5 protein-coding genes are annotated in these 5,895 nt (G+C 59.6%); 1 reads left to right on the plus strand and 4 read right to left on the minus strand.

Annotated elements, in window-relative coordinates:
• Positions 1–351: 351 nt before the first annotated feature.
• The 4 genes from Q0063_RS14130 to Q0063_RS14145 all read right to left on the minus strand — a co-directional run bounded on the left by Q0063_RS14130 (position 352) and on the right by Q0063_RS14145 (position 4,435).
• On the minus strand, positions 352–1,920 hold the full coding sequence (locus Q0063_RS14130) for a phosphoglycerate mutase (2,3-diphosphoglycerate-independent) (RefSeq protein WP_297872603.1): 1,569 nt from the start codon (positions 1,918–1,920) through the stop codon (positions 352–354).
• A 111-nt stretch (positions 1,921–2,031) separates the two neighbouring features.
• Positions 2,032–2,808 (minus strand): HAD family hydrolase, encoded by a 777-nt coding sequence (locus tag Q0063_RS14135; RefSeq protein ID WP_297872604.1) that lies wholly within the window; start codon positions 2,806–2,808, stop codon positions 2,032–2,034.
• 147 nt (positions 2,809–2,955) lie between these two features.
• Positions 2,956–3,684: an HAD family hydrolase gene (locus tag Q0063_RS14140; RefSeq protein WP_297872605.1), complete on the minus strand. Its 729-nt coding sequence runs from the start codon at positions 3,682–3,684 to the stop codon at positions 2,956–2,958.
• 16 nt (positions 3,685–3,700) lie between these two features.
• Entirely contained in the window at positions 3,701–4,435 is a 735-nt protein-coding gene (locus tag Q0063_RS14145) for an HAD family hydrolase (protein ID WP_297872606.1), read from the minus strand.
• Positions 4,436–4,755: 320 nt separating this feature from the next.
• On the opposite strand from Q0063_RS14145, the gene Q0063_RS14150 reads away from it, so the two are divergent.
• Positions 4,756–5,766 carry a LacI family DNA-binding transcriptional regulator gene (locus Q0063_RS14150; protein WP_297872607.1) on the plus strand — a complete coding sequence of 337 codons (1,011 nt, stop codon included), beginning with the start codon at positions 4,756–4,758 and terminating at the stop codon, positions 5,764–5,766.
• The last annotated feature ends 129 nt before the right edge of the window (positions 5,767–5,895 follow it).

Raw genomic sequence — 5,895 nt, forward strand, 5'->3', positions numbered from 1 at the left:
TCAGCGTCTCCAGCCGGATTTCCGCCGCCAGGACTTTGAGATTTTTCTCATTCATTGGTGTCGCTTCCTTTCCTGTTACTATACTGAGCGCCGAGCCGGGCGGCGTTCGCAGACGAACGCCGAAAATCTCCCGCCCCCCGGTCCCGCATCTTCCATGCCGGACCTGGTCCCGGAATCTTTTCGCCCACTTCCCGGCCGGGTCTTTTCTCGTGCCCTATTTTACCCCACAGGGAGCCGCCCAGTCAATGACAATCTGAATTTTAACAAACATCTTTCAGCCACCTGCCGGAAAAGGGGTCCCTTTCCGCCGGAACAGGCCGCAGGGCCCCGGAGAGGGGCCCTGACTGCTCTTTATTCGTACTGCGTGCCGGCGCCTTCCACCATGGCGTCATAGGCCCGTTTGACCTTGTCGTAGTTTTTGTCCCGGTCCAGGGCCACGCCCCGTCCCACGCCGTCCACAATACGGCCCACGCCGATGGCCTTCAGCTTCTCGTCGGTCTCCGCCAGCAGCGCCGGGGCGGAGCCGGGGTCGGTGGAGCGGCCGTCAAAGATGATGTGGAGATAGACCCGGTCCAGACCGTTGTCCCGTGCCATTTCACAGATGTTCAGGGGATAGTCAATGCAGCCGTGAGAAGACTTGTAGGTCAGATAGGCCAGCAGGTGCAGCGCCGTGCCGTTTTTCCTGGCGTGCTCAATAGCCTGGAGGAAAATGGGATTCTGCTTGAAGCTGCCGTCCTTCACGGCGGCGTCCAGCCGGACGTCGTCCTGCATCACGCAGCGGCCCGCGCCCAGGTTGGAGTGGCCCGCCTCGGAGTTGCCGGCCTTGCCGGCTCCCAGGCCCACAAACTCGCCGGAGGCATGGAGTCTGGACCAGGACTGCTCTGCCAGCAGGGAATCCCAATAGGGGGTGTCAGCGATGTGAATGGCGTCGCCCTCGTCTCCGGTGCCCAGGCCCCAGCCGTCGCAGATAATCAGCAGCATCTTCCGGCCCTCGCCCCAGTTCTTGCCCTCGCAGAGGGACCTGCCCTCCATCTCGGCGGGCTGGGGGATACCCAGCACGTTCAGCACCGTGGGAGACACGTCGCCCAGGGAGCCGTCCCGGAGGGCGATGGGGCTCTTGTCCGCGGGGTCGATCATGATGAAGGGCACCAGGTTGGTGGTGTGGGCTCCGTCGGGCTTTCCGGCGGCGGTGTAGAGCTTTTCAATGTTGCCGTGGTCGGCGGTGATGGCCACCACATAGCCCTTGCCCAGGGCGTCGTTGACCACCCGGTCCAGATACTGGCTCACATAGCCGCAGGCCTTGATTTTCGCCTCGGTGTTCTGGGTATGTCCGATGACGTCCCCGTTGGCGAAGTTGGTCACCACGAAATCATATTTGCCCAGGGCGTCCATGACGGTGTCCGCCACCTTGGGCAGGGACAGCTCGGGCTGCTGGTCGAAGTCGATGCCCTTGGGAGAGGGGATGCACACGTCGTCCTCACCGGGGAAGGGGTTATTCTCGCCGCCGTTGAAGAAGAAGGTCACGTGGGCGAATTTTTCCGACTCGGCGCAGTGGAACTGGGTCTTCCCGGCCTCGCTGAGTACCTGGGCCAGGGGCTTCACCACCTTGGCCGGCGCAAAGGCGATGGGCAGGTCCTTAAACTTGTCGTGGTACATGGTCATGATGACGAAATCCAGGTCCCGGAGCATCCGGCGTTCCACCTTATCGAAATCCGGCTCGGTGAACATCTCGGTGAGCTCGATTTCCCGCTCACCCCGGCGGCAGCAGAAGATAGCGGCGTCGCCGTCGGAAATTCTGCCCACGGGCTCCCCGTTTTCCACCAGGACCATGGGCTCCAGATGATAGTCGTCCTGACCCAGCTCATATGCTTTCTTGACGGCCTCAGCCAGCTGAGCGCCGCCGCGCTTGATATCAGACATGTTGCTTTACCTCCACACTTCATGTTCAGAGTGAAGAGTTGAGAGTCAAGAGTGGAGATATTAGACGCCGGACATCTTCACTCTTCACTCTACACTCTCCACTCTCAAAAATCACTGTCCGTCGTCCGGCGCAATCAGCCTCTCCACAGCCACCCTTCCCCGCTCCGGGAAAATGTCCAGCAGCTGGGGGAAGGTGTAGATTTTGCCGTCGGGCATATTTTCCTCCGTCAGCTTCAGGGGCTTCTTCTGATTGTACTGCACCGCCACGGTCATGCCAAAGTCCACGGCCTTGGCGCCCACGATGTCCCGGTTCAGGTTGTCGCCCACGTAGCAGCAGTTCTCCGGCTGGGCCCCCGCCTCCTCCATCGCGTAATAGTAGATGGCGGGGCCGGGCTTGCGGATATACGTGACAGAGGACTGCTGAACGGTCTTGAAATAGGGCCGCAGGCCGTCGGCGTCCAGCCACTCGTCCACCTCGCGTTTGCCCACCAGATCGCTGATGATGCCCATGGTATAGCCCCGGGCACACAGCTCCTTGACGGTGTCCGCGCCGCCCTCCACCACGGTGCGGCGGCCCTTGGTCTGGCGGTACTGATAGGTCAGCTCGGCGGCGTTCTTCAGAATGCGCTCCCGATCCATGTCATAGGCCAGCCACCTGGTCCACAGGACTTCCTCCGGGGCCTCGCACATGAATTTCAGGGCCCACTCCCGGTATTTGTCATACCGTTTGTCAATCACGTCGCTGAACCACTGGTTGGGGTTGTCGGTCTCCACTCCGCAGAGCTCCGCGATTTTCGCCCGGGCGGCGGAGAGATAAGCCGGGTCCTCGTCAATGACCCGGAAGGTCCCCCCCAGGTCCAGAAAAATATAACGGATATCGGTATTCATTGGCGGTCAGCCTCCTTGTCTTTTTGGAGCGCTTCCCCGCAGGGGGAATCTCCCGCCGCCGAAAGGGGCGGGAGCGAAAGGGGCGGGCGCGCTCCCTGGCTCCCCTCCGTCCGTAAAACGGACTGAGGATGTTCCGGTTCCCTCATCTCAGGGAAGCAAATTGAGAATCTCCCGGAAATCCTCCACCACGGCGTCGGGCCGGTTCTCCTCGGTAAACTTCACCGGATGCTTCTTCTCCGGGGAGGAAAAAATGATGCTGCAGCCGATTCCGGCCTCTTTTGCCCCGGTGATATCCCGCTTGACATTGTCCGCCACGGAAACGCAGTCCTCCGGCGCCACGCCGATGTCCTTGCAGGCCACCTTGTAGATTTCGGAACAGGGCTTCCGCAGTCCGCAGACGGAGGAGAGAATCACGCTGTCGAAATACTCCGCCAGTCCGTCCTCCTCCAGCCAGTCGGGAACCTCGTTCTCCCCAATGAGGTTGGAGATGATGCCCAGCTTGTAGCCCCGCTCATGGAGTCCCTTGATGACCTCCACGCCGCCGTCCACAACGACCCGGCGGCCCTTGCACTGGCGGTACTGGAAGCTCAGCTCATGGCAGACCTGACGGATTCGCGCCTGGTCATAGTCCGGCAGCAGCCACTTGCACCAAAGTTCCTCGTCGTTGGACTCCTTGTTCTCTCCCAGGGCCCACTTGCGGTAGGGCTCATAGCGCTCCTCAATCATCTGGTAGAATTCCTCATAGGGCACGGGAGACCCGGCAATCTCCGCCATCTTCCGGCGGGCGTGCTTCATATAGGGCTCCTCCAGCAGCGCGATGCGGAGGGTGCCGCCCAGGTCAAAAAAGACGGCCTTGTAGCGCTTTGTCATGTCCATTGGCGTTCCTCCTTATTTAAATGCGCTTGGGGAAGATGTCCAGCAGCTGGCTCAGGGCGGTGATCACGTGGTCGGGCGTGAACTCCTTCCCGGTGGCGTGCTCGTTGTTCAGGGTATCGGGCTCGTCAATGCGGATCATCATGCCGAAGCCCGCCGCCTGGGTTCCCTCCACGTCCCGGACCGGGTTGTCGCCCACATAGGCGCAATTGGCCTCGGGCGTGCCGATGCAGCGGCAGGCCAGATGGTAAATCTCCGGGTTGGGCTTGCGCAGACGGACCTTGGAGGAGAGAATGGTGGTCTTGAAGCACTGGGCCACGCCGTCCGCGGCCATCCAGTCGGGAATCTCCGTCTCCGTGACGGTGTTGGCAATGATGCCCAGGGTATAGCCCCGGGCGCAGAGCTCCTTGATGGTGTCCACGGCGTCGGCTCGGGCCACACGGCGTCCGTCGTGGTCCCGCCACAGGCGGGTGAGCTTCGCCGCATTGGCGAAAATCATGTTGGTGTCATACTCCGGCAGCATATATTGGGTCCACAGCTCCCCTTCCGAGGCGTCCAGCAGGGTGGTCTTGGACATTTTGCGGTACTTGCTCCAGCGTTCCTCCAGCTTGGCAAAGAGCTCGTCGTGGGTCTCGGTGGTGTGAATCAGCTCCATCAATCCGGCCTCCGCCTGGTCGATGAAGTCCTGTTCCTTCAGAACGATGCGCAGGGTGTTGCCCACGTCAAAGAAAATGGTTTGGATATCCGGGGTCATGGAATCGTCCTCCTTTTATGTATGTAATGGTATCCGGGGCGGCGGACCGCGGGCCCTGAGGCTGTACTGTAAACGTTTGCGGTCTTTTCATGCTTATTCTAAATGAAACAGCGGTCTCTTGTCAATATGCCAAACGCCAAAGAGTTCAATAAATTTTCGTTTTTCTGCCCAAAGGCATGAAAAATACAGAATGATATTGACATTGAGCCGAAAATCATATATTCTAAACTTGACAATCTGAAGCGGCCGGGCTTTGTCCGGTTTTCGCAAAAAAATCGGAAACGTTTGCGATTTTCTATAGCTGGAAAGGACGCTGCGTTATGAAAAATGTAACACTGAAGGATGTCGCCAAGGCCGCGGGTGTCTCCTATGCCACCGTTTCCAGAGCTCTCTCCGGCAGCCACCAGATCGGCAGCGACACCCGGGAGCGCATCATCAAGCTCTGCGACGAAATGGGCTACACCACCAACTATGTGGCCCGCTCCATGGTGACGAAGAAAACCGGCCTCATCGGCCTGGTGGTCCCCTCCATTGACAACCAGTTCATGTCCGAGCTGGCCTACTACGCCGAGATGAGCGCCAGGGGCCACGGATACAACATCATGCTCTGCAACTCCGGTCCCGACCTCAAGCAGGAGAAAACCGTGGTCAAGCTGCTTCTGAGCCGCCAGGTGGACGGCATTCTGATTGTCCCCCAGAGCCCCAGAACCTATGAGAACATCCGGGCCTACACGGACCAGGTGCCCACGGTTTTCCTCAGCGAGAATCTCCGGGACCAGCCCCAGAGCTACGTGGCCGTGGACAACAGCCGGGGCACCTACATCGGCGCCCGGTATCTCTATGAGCTGGGCCACCGGGATATTCTCTATTTCGGCCGCCGGCACACCACCACCCACCAGCTCCGGGCGGAGGGGTACATCCGGGCCTGCCAGGAGCTGAACCTTCACCCCCGGTTTTTCAACAGTGAGTTCTCCCGCTCCTCCATCAACACCGGCTATCAGCTGGCCCAGGAGCTGTTCTCCAGACCCATCGACTACACCGCCATTTTCGCCTCCACCGACTCCAACGCCCTGGGCGTTCTGAAGGCGGCGGACAACGCGGGCATTGACATCCCCGGCCGGCTGAGCCTGATTGGCTTTGACAATATCTCATCCACCGCCCTGCCCCGCATCGACCTCACCACCATTGAGCAGCCCAAGCGGGAAATGGCGGTTCAGGCGGTGGACATGCTCCGGGACAAGATTGAAAACGGCACCCAGGGCTATGTCCATCAGATTCTCATGCCCGTGCTGATTAAGCGGGGCACCTGCCGGGACCTCCTGAGTAATTAGGAATGAGGAACTTCCCTGAATTAGAAATGAGGAATGAGGAATGAGGAATTGTTCCATTATTTCGGTCATTCCTGATTCCTAACTCCTAATTACTAATTCCTAACTCCTAATTACTAATTCCTAACTCCT

Origin of the sequence: uncultured Oscillibacter sp. (assembly GCF_947654275.1) — a bacterium.
GTDB lineage: Bacteria > Bacillota > Clostridia > Oscillospirales > Oscillospiraceae > Oscillibacter.